The following is a 20,210-nucleotide window of genomic DNA, read 5'->3' on the forward strand; positions in this document are numbered from 1 at the left end:
CGCGTGAGATCCCGCGAAGAGAAAAGCGAGAAGCTTGTCTCGTCATGTTTTCGGGAGTGCGGTGCGCATTACGGCTGCAGCGCACCATCGGTCATGAGGCAAGGAAGATCAGGCAAGGAAAGCAGATTGTTGTCGGCTATCGCCGCGCAACATTTGCGTGCTGTCAGTAGGCACGTTCGAATGGCCGGGCCACGGAGCCGGCCAGAGAACTCACGACGAGCGAAGCCACAGAATTATCGCCCGAGGCGTCGGCGAGCAGAGGAGCATCGGCGTATCGCATCACGCCGTGCTGGCCGATCACGAATGTCGGCCGGAAATTTCTGACGTCGGCATCCCAAACCATGGCCATGCGGCGGTTGTCGAGCGTCAGCCAGCGGCCATCCAGCCGCGCGGCGGCCACCGCATGGTCCTCGCCATGAATGGTGTCGTGCAGCACCACGATCCTGAGATCGTCGGCTGCGAGGCCGGCGCGGCGCAAGGCGACGAATTTCGCAATCGCATAATCCTCGCAGTCGCCGCCGCCGCGCGCGAGCGTTGCGAGCGGCGACGTCCAGACGTCGATCTGGCCGTGCTGGGCGAGGTCGCTGATCGGCCGGATAGCGAGATTGATGGCGCGGTTGATTTCGCCGAGCCGGGCGCGGCCTTCGCGCAGCCGGGCGGCGTCGACGATGTCGAGGAATTTCAACGCGGCCGGCGACACGCAGCCGTCACGGTCGCCTTCGCAGAGCGCAAGCTGCACCATTTCGTCGTCGAGCCGGCGTTGCACGCCGAGCCATTTGTCGCGCAGTCCGCCGCTCGGGAGGGGAGATGCGGCAAGCCCGAACGGCTCGGCCGATCGCTGGATCAACTCCGCCGGTGCCGACGGCTCCGGCGTTTCAGCCCGCAGGTCACCCGGCCCGAACCAGGCCAGACCGCACGCAATGATGCCCGCACGCCATGCGCGCGCATAGACTGATAACCCCATCTGACGCCCCTCGTCCGGGCATCGGCTGGCTTGCTCTGCCTGCGCGTGACCGGATCATTTCCGAATGGGCAGGATGGGCAATGGATCTTTTGATCCGTCTAAAACGATAGGGGGCGAGCCGGGAGTTTTCGAAACAGTCTGAACGTGGCCTTGCCAGCTACAGCTAATTTTATCGATCCACTCGGATTGGGGCTCGTCAAAGCCGCCCGGTTACCCGGGTAGGGCTGCGGGATAAGGCTCAAAGTTACGGTTGCGAAAGGGTCACAGCGTCACCGAATTAACCCTGTCCGCAGATCGCTGGGTAAGCAATTATGACCTGTCCGGATGCCTCGAAGGGAGGGCGGCATCAATGGGATCCGGGGAAACTGATCAGTCTTCAGGCGGCTGTCGCTTCGCTCAGGAAGCAGAAATATTGCGTTGCAGAAAATATAAGCTATTGTATTTCCTTACCTTTATGTCTCGGGCGAGCCGTGCCCATTTCTCAATCGCCTTGGTTAAACCCCGCCTTTTCCTCGCCACACTTTCGCCCGAGAGTTTTTCCGGACCTTTTCGGTCCTGTTGCAGACTTACCCATATTGAGGGTGTTCCGCGGCCGCGTACTGTTGTGTTCCTTACCTGCGTGGTATGAAAACCCCGCAGGGAAATTTTATACTTCTTAACCATTTAGTGTGGTGCCCCATTGAACTACGCCGGGAAATTCGGATCGGGCGGTCTCGACACTGCTTCCGGCGTGGATATTGACGTTGGGCCGCTGTCACAGCACGGCCATCTTTCGTCCCACGGCAAGGTCCATGTCGACACGGTTTCGACACATGCGCCGTCCGACGCCATAATTATTTCTGATGCTCATCTGCTCTTCACCGGCGACTTCAAGCGGTCGGGCGTCGACCTGGTCCTCACCAGCGGCGACCACGAGGTCGTGTTGCCCGATTACTTCAAGGGCGAGAAACGCGCCGCACTGGCCTCGCCTGATGGCGCCCACCTCACCGGCGACATCGTCAACGCGCTGGCCGGGTACACCCAGTTCGCGCAGGCCGACGGCAGCGCCAGCGTCGCGCCGCAGCTCATCGGCCATGTCACCAAGCTGGCCGGCAACGCGACCGCGATCCGCAACGGCGTGTCGATGATCCTGAACCAGGGTGACAACGTCCTCAAAGGCGACGTTGTTCAGTCCGGTTCCGATTCGACGCTTGGCATCACCTTCATCGACGGCACCGTGTTCGGCCTCGCGTCGAACGCGAAGATGGTGCTGAACGAAATGGTCTACGACCCCAATGGGTCGGACAACAAAACGCTGCTCAGCCTGGTGCAGGGCACGATCTCCTTTGTCGCCGGCGCCACCGCCAAGAAAGGCGACATGAAGATCGACACGCCGGTCGCGACCATGGGCATCCGCGGCACCGCGGTGCTGGTCGAGATCGATTTCGATGTGCCGGTGCAGGGTGGTGCGCCGCCGGCGAAATTCCAGGTGCTGGTCGAGCCCGATGGCACCACCGGCTCCTACATCCTGTACGACAAGACCACGCTGACGCAGATCGCAACCGTCAACCGGGCGGGCACGCAGACGATCATCAACGGCCAGGGCGCGGTCAGTTTCCAGTCGTCCGTGCAACTCTCGCCCGACGCGCAGAAGATCATCAGCGATGTGTTTTCGCTGAAGTTCACCGACGTGAAAAACCCGAACACCAAGCTCACGACCAACTTTACCGACACGGTCATTCCGGAAACGATGTTCGTCAAGGTGGCCGGCAATGAGTTCGTCCCGGTTACGCTTCAGTTCCTCAACATCCCGGACAGGCCGTCGGTCGCCCCGGCGCCGGGCCCCGCACCCCAGCTCGTGCATATTCCAGGGCCGCCGCAGGCGGCGGCGTTCGGCAGCGCGCTTACTGAACGCGTCACTCTTACCGCCAGTGCCGCCGTCGACAGTGTGTCCGGCGCGGTCAACTATGTCGACGTCAACGTCGGCGACAGGCCGAGCGTCAGTGCGCAGTTTTCTTCTTTCACCTACCAGAGTGCGCAGGGCGCCAACGTCACCGCCTCCCTGACGGCGGAGCAACTGGCTGCGGTCAAGGCGGTCCAAGTGCCGCTCTCGATGGTGCAGGACCCCAACGGCAAGAACATCGGCACGGCAACCTGGACCTACAACATCGCCGATGGCGCGTTCGACTTCCTCGGTGCCGGCGAGACGCTGACGCTGACCTATCTGGCGCGGGTCGACAACAACTACGCGCCGAACAACGAGACGACGTTCGTGCCGTTTACGATCGTCATCACCGGCACCAACGACAAGCCGACGCTCTCCGCGACGGGCGGTACGATCACGGAGCGGATCGGCACCGGCAACACGGCGGTCGATACCGTGACCGGCTCCGTCACCTTCGCCGACGTTGACCTGACCGACCGGCCCGTCGTCAGCGCCGCGATCTCCACGACCGATCCGTTCCGCTACTACGATGCGGAGGGCAACGACATCACCGCGACGCTGACGCCGGCGCAACTGGCGGCGATCCTGGCCGTCGAGGTGCCGCTGAGCGTGGTGCAGGCGGCCGGCAACACCCACAAGGGCTCGGCGAGCTGGACCTACAGCATTGAGGACAGCAAGTTCGACTTCATCGCCAAGGGCGAGACGCTGACGCTCAACTACGTCGCCCAGGTCGATGACGGCCACGGCGGCGTCGTCTCCACGCCGATCACGGTCTCGATCCAGGGCGCCGACGTCGTCGTCGCCGGTACCAACGACGTGCCGACCATCGCCACGACGAGCGGTGGGTTTGCCGAGCTTTCGAACGCGGAGCAGCCGAACCCGACCGGGTCCACCGAGCTGCATACGGCGTCCGGCACCATCAGCTTCACCGACGTCGACCTGACCGACCGGCCGGTGGCGAGCGCCGCCTTCACCTCGTTCAGCTACCTGAACGCCCACAGCGTCGACATCACCTCACAGCTCACGGCCAAGCAGCTCGCGGCGATCGCGGCCGTGGATGAGCCGCTGACGGTGGTGCAGACTCCCGGCAATGCCAATGATGGTTCGGCGAGCTGGAGCTACAGCGTCGCCGACGGTGCCTTCGATTTCCTTGCCGACGGCGAGACCCTGACGCTGACCTACACCGCAACCGTCGATGACGGCCATGGCGGCGTGGTGACCAAGCCGATCGCCGTCACCGTCACCGGCAGCAACGATACGGTTAAAATTACCAGCGACCCGCAGACCGCGGCCATCACCGAACATGTCGGCACCCACCATTCGGCGACGCCGGATACCGCAAGCGGTGCAATCACGTTCACCGATGCCGATCTGACCGACACGCACGCGGTCAAGATCACCAGCGTCCACGCTACCGGCGTGACGACTGGCCTTGTTAACGGCGCGGTCCCGTCCGAGTGGCTGTCGCTCGGCCCGCTGAACGATTCCACCGACGGCAAGCCGGGCTCGCAGAGTTGGTCGTTCTCGGCGCCGGATAGTTATTTCGACTATCTCGCCGATGGCGAGGCGGTCAAGCTGACCTACACGGTGGAGGTCGACGACCATCATGGTGGCGTCACCTCGCAGAACATTGTCGTCACCGTCAACGGCAGCAACGACGCGCCTGAGATCGCCGACATCGCGCAGCAGGGCCTCGTCGAGCAGGCCAATACCGCGCCGCTGGCGACGACGATCCCTGTCACTTTCACCGATCTCGATTTGTCCGATGTCGGCCACACCGCAACCATCACCGGCGCGGTGGCGACCGGCACCACCACGGGCCTTGGGCTCGACCAGGGCGCGCTGATTGCGCTCGTGACGCCCGGCGCGGTGACCAAGAATTCCGGTTCGTCGTCCGGTTCGGTCGATCTGTCGTTCTCGGCGGCCTCGACCGCGTTCGATTATCTGCCGAAGGACAAGGTCCTAACGCTGACCTACACCGTTGCGATCGACGATGGCGACGGCGGCGTGACGCCGAAGACCTTCGTGGTCACCGTTACCGGCACCAACGACGCGCCGTCGATCGTGGGTGAAGTCGATCCCGCCGCACAAACCGTCATTGTGGCGGCTCCGACCGCGCCGATCGTGCTTGACCCGGGCGTAAACGTAAACTCACTCGGTTTGAATACGGAGACGTTCGACGGTGTAACGACCGGCACGTCATCGCACACCTTCCAAAGCGCGACGCTCGGAGCGACCTTTTCGGCGTCAGGCAATGCTGGAATCGTCAACGGCTCGTCCTCGGTCACGGCAGCCCCGTTTGTCGGGCCGCTGCCTGGAGGGAAGGATACGACAAACTATTTGACCATCGGCGCAAACGGCACCGAGACGATCACCTTTGCGTCGGAGAAGAACGCGTTCGGCCTTTACTGGGGTTCGCTCGATTCCTACAACACCATCAAATTTTACGACGGAACGACGCTTGTCGCCTCCTATACCGGCGACGAAATTTCCCCGCTGTTTCCGACCGGCAACCAGGGTTCATTCTCCTCGAACGGGTATGTCGAATTTTCCGGCCTGCACCCCTTCGACAAGGTCGTGCTCAGCAGCAGTGCAAACGCGTTCGAGATTGACAACATTTCCGCCGGCAACGTCCCGGCGCCCGTTACCGGGCTTTCGGGGCCGATCAAGGGCACACTCAGCGTCCACGACGGCGACGTCGGCGACACCTTGACGGCGTTCGTAACCGGCAATGCCACGATCGAGTACAATGGATCGGCGTCCGTGCCGGGCAACATCGACATATCGGCCTTGGTGAATGCCGCGGACGTGACCTTCAACAGCGTGCCAAGTAACGGCGGAACGGCGGTCCTGAACTGGACCTATCAGCCGACCAATGCCAATTTCGACTTCCTGAATGCGGGCGACATACTGAAGATCAAATTCGTCGCCGAGGTCAGTGACGGTCATGGCCATACCGGAAGCCAGCCGCTGACCATCACCCTCGTCGGCGCCGAAAATTCGACGAACGGATCGAGCATCCTCGCCGCCGGGCCGGTCATCGGCACCGATGCGTTCGGCGTCACCCACAATGGCGACGGCACGACGACGGTAACGGGCTTGTATGTCTCCGACACCGACGCCTCCGCGCCGAACCACACGTTCACGGTCAGCGCGGCAGCCAGTGGTGCCAGCAGTAGTTTGAGCCCGCCGGCGACTGACGGCTCGCTCGCGGCGGTCAACGCCGCGCTGGATAAGGGCATCACCTACGATCCGGGTAACGATCCATCGCAAACCGACATGGTGACGCTGACCGTCTCCGACGGCCTCGGCCATTCCGATACGGTACATTTCGTCTTCAACGAGGCCGGACAGGGTCCCGTGACATTGACCGGCACGCCCGGCAAGGACATCTTTTTCACGACCGGCTCCGACGACACGTTGACCGGCGGTGCGAGCGCCGATCAGTTCGTTTTTGCGCCGGGACAGACCCCGAGCGCCGACACGATCACGGATTTCACGCCGGGCGAGGACCGCATCGATCTGCGGCCGTTTGCCGAAGTCGTGGATTCGGACAATATCAATGGTTGGCTGTCCGCCCATGCGGTGCAAAGTTCGACAAACCCGGCGGACGTCCTGATCACGCTCGGCAACGACACTCTCACGCTGAAGAACGTCACCGTCACCAGTCTGCATGCCGGCGACTTTATCGTGTCGCCGCATCACGTTGCCTAGCGTAGCGGCTTGCGAATTCGCACCGGCGCCGTGATATCGATACCATCTTCTGGCTTGTCTGGAGCTGCCGGTTAGGCGAACAATCGGAAGCCATGAAGCGACTACGGGCCTTACCGAGGTGGTTCAAGCGGCGCATCGGCTATGCCCGGATGCTGTGCCTTGCGCTGCTGATCGGGTTCGCCGCCCTTCGTGCCGCCGATCCGGCTCCCGTCGAGGAAATTCGGGTCAGGACCTTCGATTTTTTCCAGCGCATCGATCCCCGCCAGAAGACCGCAAGGCCGGTGACGATCGTCGATATCGACGACAAGAGCCTGGAAAAGTTCGGCCAGTGGCCGTGGCCGCGGACGCGGATCGCCGATCTCATTACCGAGCTGACCAGGTTGGGCGCCGTCGTGATTGCATTCGACGCGGTGTTTTCGGAGCCGGACCGGCTCAATCCCGCTGATGCAGCCGATACGTTCCGGAATCTCGATGAGGACACCCGCGCCAAATTACGCGCGCTGCCGAGCAACGACGAGATTTTTGCCGAAGCCATTCGGAAGTCGCGCGTAGTGCTTGGTGAATCGGGGGCCGCGGAAGAGCTGGCCGCGCTCGACAAGACGCTACCGGTGACCGGACTGGCGATGCTGGGCGAGGAACCGCAACGCTTCATGTTTGAATTCCCGGGCCTGCTGCGCAACACCAGGGTGCTGGAACATGCCGCGGCCGGGCGCGGCCTGTTCACAATCAAGCCCGAGCGTGACGGCATCGTGCGGCGCGTGCCGATGATCATGTTGGCGCAGGGCCAGGCCATGCCCTCGCTGAGTTTCGAGATGCTTCGGGTCGCCACCGGTTCGGGTACGATCCTGATCAAATCCGAAAAAACTGGCATCAAGAGCCTCCGCATCCAGGGCTTTGAGCTTCCGACCGACCGCAATGGCCAGCTTTGGGTTCGCTACGCCCGTCAAGACTCTTCTCTCTACGTTCCGGTGATGAACGTGCTGGAAAAGACCGTTGCGCCCGAAATGATCGCGGGCAAGCTGGTCCTGATCGGCACCTCGGCCGTCGGTCTCAACGACATCAAGACCACGCCGGTTTCGCAGAACATGCCGGGCGTGGAAATCCACGCCCAGATTCTGGAAAGCGCATTGACCGGCGACGTGATCTCGCAGCCGATCTACGGCCTTGCCGTCGAATTGGTGAGCGCGCTGCTGTTCGGGCTGCTGGTGATCGCGTTTGCGCCCCTGTTCGGGCCGGTCACGCTGGTCGCCCTTGGCGCGGCGTTCGCAAGCATGCTGGTTGGCATGTCAGTGTATTTCTACACGCACAACCGTTTGCTGATCGATTTCACCTATCCCCTGATGTCGACCACGGCGATCTACCTTGCGCTGATCTTTTCCAGCTTCGTGCGCGAGCAGGCGCAGCGCCGTCAGATTCGCTCGGCCTTCGGCCAGTATCTGTCGCCGGCGCTGGTCGAGCAGCTCGCGCAGTCGCCGGAAAAGCTGGTGCTCGGCGGCGAGGAGCGCGAGATGACCATCATGTTCTCCGACATGCGCGGCTTCACCTCGATCTCGGAAACCTACAAGAACGACCCGCAGGGCCTGACCGCGCTGATGAACCGTTTCCTCACCCCGCTGACCAACGCCATCCTCAGCCGCAAGGGCACCATCGACAAATATATGGGCGACGCCATCATGGCGTTCTGGAACGCGCCGCTCGACGACAAGGATCATGAGCTCAATGCCTGCGAGGCGGCGCTCGACATGCTGGAGCGCGTCGACGAGCTCAACCAGGCGCGCGAGCAGGAGGCAAGGGAAGAAGGGCGTCCGTTCATTCCGCTCAATGTCGGCGTCGGCCTCAATACCGGCATCTGCGTGGTCGGCAACATGGGCTCCGATCAGCGCTTCGACTATTCGGTGTTCGGCGACAGCGTCAATCTGGCCTCGCGCCTCGAAGGCCAGTCCAAGGAATACGGATTTCCCATCATTGTCGGCTCCAAGACCGCGCTGACGGTCAAGGACCGCTTCGCGATCCTCGAACTCGACTTCATCATGGTGAAGGGCAAGAAGGAGCCCGAGGTGATCTACGCCATCGCCGGCCGCGAGGACACCGCGCAATCCGGCCGCTTCCAGCGCCTGCGCAACCTGACGATCGAGATGCTCTCCTGCTATCGCAACCGCGACTGGGAAGGCGCACTCGCGGCGATCGAACGCGGCCGCAACACCGACGAGGCGAATTCGCTGGAGCTGCTTTACAATCTCTACGAAGCCCGCATCCGCGGCTACCTCGAAAACCCGCCGCCGCAAGACTGGAACGGCGCCTTCGCGCTGCTGACGAAGTAAGAAGAACGCAGGATGGGTGGAGCGAAAGCGATACCCATCCAATCCCTGCGCCGAAGCGCGATGGGTTTCGCTCCGCTCGTCCCATCCTGCCGGCTCCCCGTTGTTATAAGCCGCCGGTCACGCTTCGCTTGCCCGGGACGACAGCGGATATTGCGAGACCACCAACCGCCGACTACTCCGACGACAGGCGGACCATCTGGCGTCCGCCATTCATTTCCTTGAGGCTGTTGACGTAGTTCTCGGGACGCTGCCAGCGGAGAGGCACTTTCAGTCCCATAAAACTTGCGATGCTACCGATAAACGCCGTGCAATTGGATGTTTCCGCGTTCCAGACCGGTGAACTCGCCTGCAACTCCTTGATGTAGGCGAACACCCTTTTTGCGTCCGGCTCACTCAGGTAAACCCGGTAGCTCGCGGTCAGGTACTCCGGATCAAGATCGCCATAGCTTGCTCCGGTCTCGGACGGGACCCACGTCAAATGCCCCAGCACGTAGGTAAAGGTCTCTCCCGCAGGCGTTAGACCCGCGACCTCAACGGCTCGCTCGCTCGTCTTCCCGTACCAGACGAAAGCATGTCCCCAGCTCGCCGCCGTCCTGGCTCTGAAATCGACGTAGTACGGCCCCTTGGCTGTACCCAGCTTTCGAGCCGCCTGTACCGTCGGTCTTGGCTGGGTGGGCGCGTCACCAGACACAAGCGCATTCGCGTCAGCTAAGCGCCTGCGTGCCTCGTGTGCAGAAGCTGATGGGATTGTGCCTGGGAGCGAAGCTGCGAGTGTGAGTCCCGCAAGCAACCATGGTCCCAGTCTGTTAGGTCGGCTTGCCACGCTTCGCCCCCTCAACCGTCGACGACAAAGGCAGGTTTAACGACCCCTCGGTCAATGCCGTGCGCTAGTAGCGCGACACGACGGGCCCTGGCGCCTTGCCGATTGGGCTTTTCCCGATCGGGGTCTTGCCGATCGGCATCTTGCCTACGGGCGCTTGCTGATAGACGGGCTGTCGGCGTGGAATGTCGGCAGCGCTGGCGGCAGTCACCACGGCAAGCGTTGCACCTACTACAATCGCAATCTTGATCAAGGCAGTTCCCCATGACGTTGGACGAAACAAGGCATGCCTGCAGAGCGCTGCCCGGCAGGCATGCCGTGCACATGATCGTCGGAATACGACGACAGTACGGCGGACACGTTCGGCGAACATGACTGCTGTGCGGCAATTGTGAGACGGGCAAAATTCTCGAGCCTTATTCGTGCCCCTTTCACTCCAGCCCGATCTGCGTCAGATCCTGGAACCAGTGCTGCGCCTGCACGAACTTCTTCACCTTCGGCGACAGCGCATGCGGGTTGGTGTCGTGCACCACCCAGACCAGCGTGGCATCGTCGACGATCAGCGCATGCGCCTGCGCCAATAGCTCATCCTGCTTCGCCGTATCAAAGGTCTGCTTGGCCTCGTCGATCAGCGCGTCGACCTTCGGGTTCTTATAGCCGCCCCAGTTGACGCCGACCGGCGCGATCTGACCGGAGTGGAAGAATCGCACGATGGCATAGAGCGGATCTGACGTGACATAGGCGATGTTGTTGGAGGTGATGCCCGCGTTCATCTCGTCGGCCGCGCCCTTGCGCCACGCGGTATAGAGAGTCTCGAGTTCGACCACCTTGAAGTCGATCTCGATGCCGATTTCCTTGAAACTCTGCTGCAGGAATTCGTTCATCGGCAGCGACAGCATCTGCCCGGTGCCGCCTTGCGCGATGACGAAGGTCGTCTTCAACGGCTTCTCCTTCGAATAGCCGGCCTCCTGCACCAGCTTCTTCGCCGCCGCGACATCGTATTTGAGCTCAAAGGACGGCTTGCCGAACCAAGGGCTCGACGGGTCGACCTGGCCCTTGGCGGGTTTTGCGAGGCCGTTCATCAGCCCGACCACACCGTCGCGGTCGATCGCGAGATTGAGCGCCTTGCGCAGGCGGATGTCGGTCCAGGGCGAACCCGGCAAAACGCTCAAATGATAATTCCAGACATGCGGCGTGACGTTGTCGACGATCTTCATGCCGGCGGATTTGAGCTGCGGCACGGCATCCGGCGCCGGCGTCTCGATCAGATCGACCTGGCCCGCCAGCAGCGCATTGGTGCGCGTCAGCGCCTCCGGCATCGGGATCAGCACGATCTTGTCGGCCTTCGGAATTCGCTTGCTGTCCCAATAGTCGGCGTTCCTGGTCAACTCGGCGAGTTCGCGCGGAACGAGTTTTGTGAGTTTGAACGGCCCGGTGCCGGAGGGCTGGCTGGCGAACTTGTCCCAGTCCTTGCCAAGCTTTTCATATTGCGCGGGGCTGGACACCAGAAACCAGAGCATCTGATACGGGAAGAAGGAATCCACGGTCTTGGTGGTGATCTCGACCGTGTCATCGTCGATCTTGGCGTAGCTCGCGACCGAGGGGAGGCGGGTTTTCACCTGCGCGCTCTGCCGCTTGTCGAACTGCGGTGCCTTATCGTTGAGCACCTTGTCCAGATTCCAGATCACGGCGTCGGCGTTGAATTCGCTGCCGTCGTGAAACTTGACGCCCTTGCGCAAGGCAAAGCGCCATTTCTTCTTGTCGGTGTCGTCGACTTTCCATTCGGTGGCGAGCCCCGGCACCAGTTTGCCGGGCCGGTCGGACACGTCCATCTCCCAGGCGACCAGCGGGTCGTAGATCGTGTAGGCCGAGAACTGGTAGGCGCCGGCGCCGCGGTCGGGCTGGCCAGTGGTCAGCGGAATGTCCGCCATCGAAATGCCGTAGCGCACAACGGTCTCGGCCTGCGCCGAAATCGTGGGCAAGCCAAGAGACAATCCGAGGGCCATTGCCGCGGCAGCAAGAAGCATCGAATTTCGGGTGCGCATGAATTAAGCTCCTTCGGCGGGGTTTGGAGCTGAAAAATGCAAGCTTGATGCCAGATGTAGCATAGAAGGCGCGGTTGTATGCGCAATCACCGGAAGTTGTGCGGCTATTGGCCCCTAGCGAAGTGCCTTCCTTGGCACAGGCGTTGCATACCTTTGCATAAGAATTAGTCACCCAAGTTGAGAAGGAATTGCTGCAGATGCGTAACGACAAACCGAAGAAGGCGGCCACCGCATGGCTGCTGGCGACCGCGCTGGTAGTAGGACTGCCGCAGGTTGCGAGCGCCGAAACGGTGCTGCGGATCGGCATGACCGCGGCCGATATACCGCGCACCCTCGGCCAGCCCGATCAGGGCTTTGAGGGCAACCGCTTCACCGGCCTGACCATGTACGACGCGCTGACGATGTGGGACCTGACGTCGGCCGACAAGGCGAGCATCATGATCCCCGGGCTCGCGACCGAATGGAAGGTCGACGAGGCCGACAAGAAGAAGTGGACGTTCAAGCTGCGTCCCGGCGTCACCTTCCACGACGGTTCGCCGTTCAATGCCGACGCCGTGGTCTGGAATGTCGAAAAAGTGCTGAAGCAGGACGCGCCGCATTTCGACGCCAGCCAGGTTGGCGTCACCGCCTCGCGCATGCCGACATTGGCCTCGGCGCGCAAGATCGACGACATGACGGTGGAATTGACCACCAAGGAGCCGGACAGCTTTCTGCCGATCAACCTGACCAACCTGTTCATCGCCAGCCCTTCGAAGTGGCAGGCGTTTTACGACAAGGCTGAAGGCGCCGACGCCAAGGCAAAATCGCAGGCCGCCTGGGCGGCGTTCGCCAAGGACGCCTCGGGCACCGGCCCTTGGAAAATGTCGCAGTTCACGCCGCGCGAGCGGCTCGAGCTGGTCAAGAACGAGGGCTATTGGGACAAGGCGCGCGTGCCCAAGGTCGACAAGATGGTGCTGCTGCCGATGCCGGAGGCCAACGCCCGCACCGCCGCTCTGCTCTCAGGCCAGGTCGACTGGGTCGAGGCACCGGCGCCGGATGCGGTCAAGGAAATCAAGCAGCGCGGCTTCACGATTACGTCCAATGAGGAGCCGCATGTCTGGCCGTGGCAGTTTTCGCGGATCGAAGGCTCGCCCTGGAACGACATCCGCGTCCGCAAGGCCGCCAATCTCTGCGTCGATCGCGAGGGCCTGCGCGACGGCTTGCTGGCCGGCCTGATGGTGCCGGCGACCGGCACCTTCGAGCCCGGCCATCCCTGGCGCGGCAAGCCAACGTTTGAGATCAAGTATGACCTGAAGGCCGCGCAGAAGCTGATGCAGGAAGCAGGATACGGTCCGAGCAAGAAGCTGACGGTGAAGACCCAGACCTCGGCCTCCGGATCGGGCCAGATGCTGCCGCTGCCGATGAACGAATATCTGCAGCAGGCGCTGGCGGAATGCTACTTCGACGTCCAGCTCGACGTCATCGAGTGGAACACGCTGTTCACCAACTGGCGGCGCGGCGCTAAGGATCCCACCGCCAACGGCGCCAACGCCACCAACGTGACCTATGCGGCGATGGATCCGTTCTTTGCTCTGGTGCGCTTCCTGCAATCGTCGATGGCGCCGCCAACGTCGAATAATTGGGGTTACATCAACAACCCCAAATTCGACGAGCTGGTGACCAAGGCGCGCCAGACCTTCGACCCCGCCGCGCGTGACGCCGCGCTCGCCGAACTGCACGCGGCCTCGGTGGACGATGCGGCGTTCCTCTACGTCGCCCACGACGTCGCGCCGCGCGCGATGAGCCCGAAGGTCAAGGGCTTCGTGCAGCCGAAGAGCTGGTTCGTCGACTTCTCGCCGGTGTCGATGGCGCCGTAATATCGGCTTCGCGCTCGCTTCCCCTCTCCCCTTGTGGAAGAGGGTGGATCGAATGAGCGAAGCTCATTCGAGACGGGTGAGGGGTTCTCTCCGCGGATACGCGCCCCTCATTCGAAATGCTTGCGTCCGCGGACAGAGACCCCTCATCCGGCGCGCATGAATGCGCGCCACCTTCTCCCACAAGGGGAGAAGGGAAGAAGAAAAAGTGACCCGTGTTTGCTTACATCGCCCGACGCATCGTCTACGTCATCCCGATCGTGATCAGCGTCGCACTGGTATGCTTCCTGCTCGTGCACATCACGCCCGGCGATCCGCTGGTCGCGGTGCTGCCGGCGGATGCGTCGCAGGAGCTCGCCGCGCAACTGCGCACCGCCTACGGCTTTGACCGTCCGCTGCCGGTCCAGTTCGGGCTCTGGCTGTGGCGCGCGCTCCATGGCGATCTCGGCAATTCGATCGCGACCGGCCGCCCGGTGCTGTCGGAAGTGCTGCGTGCCGTCAGCAACACCGTCACGCTCGCCATCGCCGCGGCGCTGATCGGCTTCACGCTCGGGCTGCTGTTCGGCCTGATCGCCGGCTATTTCCGCGACACCTGGATCGACAAGGTCGCGACCTCGATCGCGATTGCCGGCGTCTCGGTGCCGCATTACTGGCTCGGCATGGTGATGGTCATCATCTTCTCGGTGCAGCTCAACTGGCTGCCCGCGGTCGGCGCCGGTCCCAGCGGTTCCGGCTCGTGGGGCTGGGATTGGGAGCACATGAAATATCTCATCCTGCCGGCGATCACGACCTCGGTGATTCCGATGGGCATTGTCACCCGCACGGTGCGCGCGCTCACCGGCGACATCCTCTCGCAGGACTTTGTTGAAGCGCTGCGTGCCAAGGGCTTGCGCGAACTCGACGTGTTCAAGCATGTCATCAAGAACGCCGCGCCGACGGCGCTCGCCGTAATGGGCCTGCAACTGGGCTACATGCTCGGCGGCTCGATCCTGATCGAGACCGTGTTCTCCTGGCCCGGCTCGGGATTGTTGCTCAATTCCGCGATCTTCCAGCGCGACCTGCCGCTGCTGCAGGGCACGATTTTGGTGCTCGCGCTGTTCTTCGTGGCCCTCAATCTGCTGGTCGATATCGCGCAGGCCGCGATCGATCCGCGCATCAAGCGGGGCTGATTCATGACCGTGATGTCGGATACCGCCCTGCAAGCCGCGCCCGCCACCAAGGCGCGCGGCTATTGGGCCACCGTCGGCCGCCGCATTTCACGCGACAAGGTCAGCATGGTCTGCGCGTTCGTGCTGGTGCTGATCTTTCTCTCCGCGCTGCTCGCGCCGTGGCTCGGCCTTGCCGATCCCTACCAGGGCTCGATGATCCGCAGGCTTCGCCACATCGGCACGCCGAATTATCCGCTCGGTACCGACGAACTCGGCCGAGACATGCTGGCGCGGCTGATCTATGGCGGCCGGCTGTCGCTGATCATCGGCATTTTGCCTGTGATCCTCGCCTTCATGATCGGCACCTCGCTCGGGCTGATCGCCGGCTATGTCGGCGGCAGGCTCAACACCGCGATCATGCGCACGATCGACGTGTTCTACGCCTTTCCGTCGGTGCTGCTGGCGATTGCGATCTCGGGCGCGCTGGGGGCGGGCATCGTCAACTCCATCGTTTCGCTGACGATCGTGTTCGTGCCGCAGATCACCCGCGTCGCCGAAAGCGTCACCACAGGCGTGCGCAACATGGATTTCGTCGAGGCCGCGCGTGCTTCCGGCGCCGGGCCGTTCACCATCATGCGCGTCCACATGCTGGGCAACGTGCTGGGGCCGATCTTCGTCTACGCCACGGGTCTGATCTCGGTGTCGATGATCCTCGCCGCCGGACTTTCATTCCTCGGCCTCGGGACGAAGCCGCCGGAGCCGGAATGGGGGTTGATGCTGAACACGCTGCGCACCGCGATCTATGTCAATCCATGGGTGGCGGCGCTGCCGGGCGTCATGATCTTCGCGGTATCGATCTGCTTCAATTTGCTCAGCGACGGCATGCGCAGCGCCATGGACATCAGGAACTGACGCGATGAGTGAGACAAGCCCGTCAGTCGAACTACTGGAGCCGGTCGCGGACGTCGGCGGCGCCGCGCAGCCGCTGCTGCAGGTCACCGGCCTCACCAAACATTTCCCGGTGCGGGGCGATCTGTTCAGCCCCCGCAAAACCGTGCGCGCGGTCGATGATGTGTCCTTCTCCATCGCCAAGGGCGAAACCGTGGGCATCGTCGGCGAATCCGGCTGCGGCAAGTCGACCACGGCGCGGCTGTTGATGCACCTGATGAAGCGCGACGCCGGCGACATCGTCTATGATGGTATGCAGGTCGGCCGCGCGCTCTCGCTGCGTGAACTGCGCCGCGGCATGCAGATGGTGTTTCAGGACAGCTACGCCTCGCTCAACCCGCGCCTGACCATCGAAGAGTCGATCGCGTTCGGCCCAAAAGTTCACGGCATGGCTGATGGTACCGCGCGCACGCTGGCGCGCGAACTGCTCGGCAAGGTCGGCTTGCGGCCCGAAACGTTTGCCAACCGCTATCCGCATGAGATTTCCGGTGGCCAGCGTCAGCGCGTCAACATCGCGCGTGCCTTGGCGCTGTCGCCGCGGCTCGTGATCCTCGATGAAGCCGTCTCGGCGCTGGACAAATCGGTCGAAGCGCAGGTGCTGAATCTGCTGGCCGATCTCAAGCGCGAATTCGGCCTTACATACTTGTTCATCAGCCACGACCTCAACGTGGTGCGTTACATCTCGGACCGCGTGCTGGTGATGTATCTCGGCGAAGTCGTCGAACTCGGCCCCGTGGACCAGGTCTGGGACGCGCCGGCGCACCCCTATACGCGGGCGCTGTTGGCGGCGATGCCGTCGTCCGATCCAGACAATCGCACCGAGACGCCGCCGATTTCGGGCGATCCACCGAATCCGATCGACCCGCCGTCCGGTTGCCGGTTTCACACCCGCTGTCCGTTTGCGGAGCCGCTCTGCGCAAATGCGACGCCAAAGCTCAGCGATCTCGATACAATGGGCCATCAGGCGGCGTGCTACATGGCCATTGCTGGCTCCGGGCACAGCCGCGCGCCGGCCAAACAAGACGACAAGGGAGCAAGTGCCGCATGACAAGACCCGATCCCAAGCAGGTCAAGGCAATGACCGATGTCGCCGGCGTGCCGCAGGATTCTGAAGTCGCCGCGCGGATCGCCAATTCCATCGGCCCGGCCTTTGACGGCTTCGCGCCCGTTAGCGGCACGCTGCCGATGGATCTCGAGCCAGCGAGCTTTCTCCTGGTGCAGCGCGCGAGGGTGTCGAAATGAGCGGCGAACCGGCCTTGATGTCGCTGGTCGCGGTCGCCAAGGCGATCGCCGGCAAGAAATTTTCTTCGCGCGAGGTCACGCAGTCCTGTCTCGACCGGATCGCGCAATGGCAGCCGCGCGTCAACGCCTTTATGTCGATCGAGGCGGATGAGGCGCTCGCGGCCGCGGACGCGGCCGACGCCGCGCTTGCCAAGGGCAAGCTTTCCGGCCCGCTGCACGGCGTGCCGCTGGCGCACAAGGACATGTATTACGACGCCGGCAAGGTCGTGACCTGCGGCTCCAAGATTCGCCGCGATTTCGTGGCGACGACGACCTCCACGGCATTGCAGCGGCTGAAGGACGCCGGCACCGTCAGGCTCGGCTCGCTGCAGATGGTAGAATTCGCCTATGGGCCGACCGGCCATAATCCGCACTACGGCGCGGTGCGCAACCCCTGGAACGTCGATCACATCACCGGCGGTTCGTCGTCCGGTTCGGGATCGGCGGTCGCGGCCCGGCTGACCTTTGCGGCGCTGGGCTCCGATACCGGAGGCTCGATCCGGATGCCCGCGCATTTCTGCGGCGTCACCGGCTTCAAGACCACGGTCGGCCTGATCAGCCGCGCCGGTGCGATGCCCTTGTCGCAGTCGCTCGATACGGTCGGACCGCTCGCGCAAACGGTTGAAGATTGCGCGCTGCTCGTGGGCCTGATGGCGGGTGCCGATCCTGAGGATCCGACCACGTCGTCACTGCCGGTGCCGAACTACATGGCCGCGACCACGGGCTCGCTCAAGGGCCTCAAGATCGGCGTGCCGACCACCTTCTATGTCGATGATCTCGATTCCGAAGTGGCGCGGGTGCTCGACGAGACCATCGCCACGCTGAGACGCGAGGGCGCCGAGATCGTCAAGGTCGAACTGCCGGACCAGCGCCAGCTCACCGCCGCCTGCCAGATCGTGCTCGCCACCGAAGCCGCCGCCTTCCACAAGCGCTGGATGATCGAGCGGCCGCAGGATTACGGCGCGCAGGTTTTGATGCGCTTACAGAACGGGCTAGCGATTCCAGGCGTGACCTATCTCGAAGCGATGCGCTGGCGCGGGCCGGCGCTTGCCGCCTACCTCGCGGCGGTGGAAGGCACCGATGCCGTGATCGCACCGGTGGCGCCAATGCCGGCGGTGACGATTGCCGAGAGCGATGTCGGCAACAGCCTCGATGCGGAGGCCGTGATCCAGCGGATCACGAAGTTCACGCGCCCGATCAACTACCTTGGCCTGCCGTCGCTCTCGATTCCCACGGGCTTCACCAGGAGTGGCCTGCCGGTTGGCATGCAGTTGATCGGCCGCGCCTTCGATGAGGCCGGGCTGGTGCGGATCGGCGCGGCGTTCCAGCGCGCCACGGATTATCACCAAAGAGTACCCAAGTTGGCATGAGCAACCTCGTCGAAATCCGCGACCTCAACATCCGCTTTACCGGCGAGCGTACGGTTCACGCCGTCAACGATATCTCGCTCTCGCTCGGCGAGGGCGAGGTGCTCGGCCTGCTCGGCGAATCCGGCTCGGGCAAGAGCGTGACCCTGCGCGCGCTGATGCGGCTGTTGCCCCGGAAGCGGACGCAGATTGCGGGTACGGTAAACGTATTGGGCCGCGACGTGCTGGCGATGAACGAAGAAGAGCTTTCGGCGTTCCGCGGCCAGACCGTCTCGATGATTTTTCAGGAACCCGCGCTGGCGCTCGATCCCGTCTACACAATCGGCCACCAGATCGCGGAAAGCGTGATGCGCCATGAAGGCAAGAGCCAGAAGGAGGCGACCGCGCGCGCATTGGAAATGCTTGAAGTGGTGCGCATTCCCTCCGCCAAGCGCCGGCTGGACGCCTATCCGCATGAAATGAGCGGCGGCATGCGGCAGCGCGCGATGATCGCGCTTGCGCTGGCCTGCAAGCCAAAGATCCTCTTGGCCGACGAACCCACCACGGCGCTGGACGCCACCGTGCAGATCCAGATCCTGTTGCTGCTGCGCGAACTGCAGCGCGAGTTCGGCATGTCCGTGATTTTCGTGACCCACGACATCGGCGTCGCCATCGAAATCTGCGACCGTGTCGCCGTCATGTATGCCGGCCAGATCGTGGAGCAGGGCCGCTTGCGTGACATCGTGCGTACGCCGGTTCACCCCTATGCCAAGGGTTTGCTCGCCTCGACCGTCCACGGCGCCAAACGCGGCCAGCGGCTGGAGACCATCCCGGGCACGCCGCCCTCGCTCGACAAGGCGCCTGCAAGCTGCTCCTTCGCGCCGCGCTGCGCGGTGGCAGAGCCGCGCTGCAGCGAGGGATTGCCGCCCAATGTGCAGGTATCGCCGGATCGAACCGCGCGATGTGTGCTGGCGGTGCGGGCTGAAGTTTCTGCGGCGACCTGACTTTCGAGACAGGAACTTTGACTGTGATGATCGGAGCCGCGCACGCGCGCTATCCCCGTCATCCTGAGGAGCCGCGAAGCGGCGTCTCGAAGGACGACGGCCCCAAGCCGGGCCGTTCATCCTTCGAGGCTCGCTACGCTCGCGCCTCAGGATGACGGATTTGAATGTCGGCTCAACCTAAGCGATTTCGCTCTACCCACCAATCCCCGGATCGGCCCAGCTCTCGATCTGCGCCGGTCCCACGATCTGTTTCGGCTGATGGGGATTGAGCGTGCCCGCGCTGGCGGACCAGCCCTTGGCCAGGATCTGCATCGCAAAAAGCTTGGCGTCGATTTCCGATTTGAAGGTGCGGGTCGAGCGGGCCATGCTCTCCGCGGTATCGTCCGTCTTGTCCGGACCAAAAGTCACATACCAAATGTCGCCGTGTTTCATGGTGACATAACGCGGGTGACGTAAAAAAGTTTCACTTCGCAGGCGAAGTTGGACGGCGCGCGGATTGCGGCTCGTCACATCGGACAATAATGCGATAGGCTGTCACCCGGCCAGCGTGGCAAACCCTGGGGGACGTCAGATGTATATTTCCAACGAAGGCATTCTCGTTGTTCTGTTTGTCGGACTGGTGGCCGGCTGGCTGGCCGGCAAGATCGTCCGCGGCACCGGCTTCGGCATTATTGGCGACATCCTGGTCGGCATCGCCGGCGCGCTGCTCGCCAGCCTGCTGTTTCCCAAGCTCGGCATTCGTATCGGCAGCGGACTGGTGTCGGAGATCGTCTACTCTACCATCGGCGCCGTCATATTGCTGCTGATCGTGCGGCTGATCCGTACTGGCGGGCGAATGTAGC

General features: G+C 63.0%; 15 protein-coding genes. 10 read left to right on the forward strand and 5 right to left on the reverse strand.

Annotation, left to right across the window (positions count from 1 at the left end; translation table 11 throughout):
* Positions 1 to 163: 163 nt before the first annotated feature.
* Positions 164 to 964 (reverse strand): transglutaminase-like cysteine peptidase, encoded by an 801-nt coding sequence (locus V1283_RS41245; RefSeq protein WP_334392298.1) that lies wholly within the window; start codon positions 962 to 964, stop codon positions 164 to 166.
* Between the two features lie 679 nt (positions 965 to 1,643).
* Between V1283_RS41245 and V1283_RS41250 the strand changes: the two genes are divergently transcribed.
* Positions 1,644 to 6,602 (forward strand): VCBS domain-containing protein, encoded by a 4,959-nt coding sequence (locus V1283_RS41250; protein WP_334392300.1) that lies wholly within the window; start codon positions 1,644 to 1,646, stop codon positions 6,600 to 6,602.
* A 92-nt stretch (positions 6,603 to 6,694) separates the two neighbouring features.
* Positions 6,695 to 8,923: a CHASE2 domain-containing protein gene (locus V1283_RS41255; protein WP_334392301.1), complete on the forward strand. Its 2,229-nt coding sequence runs from the start codon at positions 6,695 to 6,697 to the stop codon at positions 8,921 to 8,923.
* A 172-nt stretch (positions 8,924 to 9,095) separates the two neighbouring features.
* On the opposite strand, the gene V1283_RS41260 is transcribed toward V1283_RS41255, so the two are convergent.
* From V1283_RS41260 to V1283_RS41270, 3 genes are all read right to left on the reverse strand, one after another.
* Positions 9,096 to 9,746, reverse strand: coding sequence for a hypothetical protein (locus V1283_RS41260; RefSeq protein WP_334392303.1), 651 nt, complete (start codon positions 9,744 to 9,746; stop codon positions 9,096 to 9,098).
* Between the two features lie 64 nt (positions 9,747 to 9,810).
* Positions 9,811 to 9,996 (reverse strand): hypothetical protein, encoded by a 186-nt coding sequence (locus V1283_RS41265; RefSeq protein ID WP_334392304.1) that lies wholly within the window; start codon positions 9,994 to 9,996, stop codon positions 9,811 to 9,813.
* Between the two features lie 178 nt (positions 9,997 to 10,174).
* Positions 10,175 to 11,788, reverse strand: a complete 1,614-nt coding sequence (locus tag V1283_RS41270; RefSeq protein ID WP_334392305.1) for an ABC transporter substrate-binding protein — start codon at positions 11,786 to 11,788, stop codon at positions 10,175 to 10,177.
* Between the two features lie 197 nt (positions 11,789 to 11,985).
* Between V1283_RS41270 and V1283_RS41275 the strand changes: the two genes are divergently transcribed.
* The 7 genes from V1283_RS41275 (at position 11,986) to V1283_RS41305 (ending at position 19,368) form a co-directional block, all read left to right on the forward strand.
* Complete coding sequence (locus V1283_RS41275; RefSeq protein WP_334392306.1) at positions 11,986 to 13,644, forward strand: ABC transporter substrate-binding protein; 1,659 nt, start codon at positions 11,986 to 11,988, stop codon at positions 13,642 to 13,644.
* A 212-nt stretch (positions 13,645 to 13,856) separates the two neighbouring features.
* Positions 13,857 to 14,810, forward strand: coding sequence for an ABC transporter permease (locus tag V1283_RS41280; RefSeq protein ID WP_334392307.1), 954 nt, complete (start codon positions 13,857 to 13,859; stop codon positions 14,808 to 14,810).
* A gap of 12 nt (positions 14,811 to 14,822) precedes the next feature.
* Entirely contained in the window at positions 14,823 to 15,701 is an 879-nt protein-coding gene (locus tag V1283_RS41285; RefSeq protein ID WP_442895919.1) for an ABC transporter permease, read from the forward strand.
* Between the two features lie 4 nt (positions 15,702 to 15,705).
* Positions 15,706 to 16,785 (forward strand): ABC transporter ATP-binding protein, encoded by a 1,080-nt coding sequence (locus V1283_RS41290; RefSeq protein ID WP_334392309.1) that lies wholly within the window; start codon positions 15,706 to 15,708, stop codon positions 16,783 to 16,785.
* Entirely contained in the window at positions 16,782 to 16,979 is a 198-nt protein-coding gene (locus V1283_RS41295; protein ID WP_334392310.1) for a hypothetical protein, read from the forward strand. Before V1283_RS41290 ends, V1283_RS41295 begins: the two co-directional genes overlap by 4 nt.
* A complete protein-coding gene (locus V1283_RS41300) occupies positions 16,976 to 18,388 on the forward strand; it encodes an amidase (RefSeq protein WP_334392311.1) in 1,413 nt (470 codons plus the stop codon). Before V1283_RS41295 ends, V1283_RS41300 begins: the two co-directional genes overlap by 4 nt.
* Positions 18,385 to 19,368 carry an ABC transporter ATP-binding protein gene (locus tag V1283_RS41305; protein ID WP_334392312.1) on the forward strand — a complete coding sequence of 328 codons (984 nt, stop codon included), beginning with the start codon at positions 18,385 to 18,387 and terminating at the stop codon, positions 19,366 to 19,368. Before V1283_RS41300 ends, V1283_RS41305 begins: the two co-directional genes overlap by 4 nt.
* A gap of 192 nt (positions 19,369 to 19,560) precedes the next feature.
* On the opposite strand, the gene V1283_RS41310 is transcribed toward V1283_RS41305, so the two are convergent.
* Positions 19,561 to 19,887: a hypothetical protein gene (locus V1283_RS41310; RefSeq protein WP_334392313.1), complete on the reverse strand. Its 327-nt coding sequence runs from the start codon at positions 19,885 to 19,887 to the stop codon at positions 19,561 to 19,563.
* Between the two features lie 52 nt (positions 19,888 to 19,939).
* Between V1283_RS41310 and V1283_RS41315 the strand changes: the two genes are divergently transcribed.
* Positions 19,940 to 20,209: a GlsB/YeaQ/YmgE family stress response membrane protein gene (locus V1283_RS41315; protein ID WP_334392314.1), complete on the forward strand. Its 270-nt coding sequence runs from the start codon at positions 19,940 to 19,942 to the stop codon at positions 20,207 to 20,209.
* Position 20,210 lies beyond the last annotated feature (1 nt).

Source organism: Bradyrhizobium sp. AZCC 2262 (assembly GCF_036924535.1).
Classification (GTDB): domain Bacteria; phylum Pseudomonadota; class Alphaproteobacteria; order Rhizobiales; family Xanthobacteraceae; genus Bradyrhizobium.